Source organism: Adlercreutzia sp. DFI.6.23 (genome assembly GCF_024462535.1).
Classification (GTDB): Bacteria; Actinomycetota; Coriobacteriia; order Coriobacteriales; family Eggerthellaceae; genus Adlercreutzia; species Adlercreutzia rubneri.
In genome coordinates this window covers 1-406 of sequence record NZ_JANGBP010000176.1, presented here as the reverse complement: position 1 = coordinate 406, position 406 = coordinate 1, and the positions used below count along the sequence as shown (strand labels likewise).

At 65.3% G+C, this 406-nt stretch carries 1 protein-coding gene; it reads left to right on the top strand.

Annotated elements, in window-relative coordinates; all coding sequences use genetic code 11:
- A partial coding sequence (locus NE591_RS12885) for a hypothetical protein (protein WP_256156820.1) occupies positions 1-240 on the top strand: 240 nt, incomplete at its 5' end.
- Positions 241-406 lie beyond the last annotated feature (166 nt).

Below are 406 nucleotides of genomic sequence, written 5' to 3'. Positions count from 1 at the left end.
GCAGAGTTCGCAGCATCTCTCGGCGGCATGGACGACCTGTGCGCCAGCGAGAACGCGCGCAGCCAGCGCCATGACGAGGAGCGCGCCGCGGCCCTTCGCCACAAGGCCTGCGAGCGCAAGAACCGCTATGCCAGCCGCTACGAGGCCGAACTCACCGCCGCCGAGTGCGCCGAACACGGCGCCCCGCCCCTGCACGTCTACCGCTGCCCCTACTGCAACGGCTGGCACCTCACCTCATAGGGGGAGTAACCAGACACGCGAACACTTCTAGTGTAGCCCCCAGATGAGTCGTTGTGCCTATTCGGCACTGAGGAAAACGTCCTCGGTGCCGAGCGTAGCGCAAGACTGGCTCGTGGCCTTCGAGGAGCAGTTCGATAGGCTGTTTCGCGCAGGTGAGGTCGTCGTA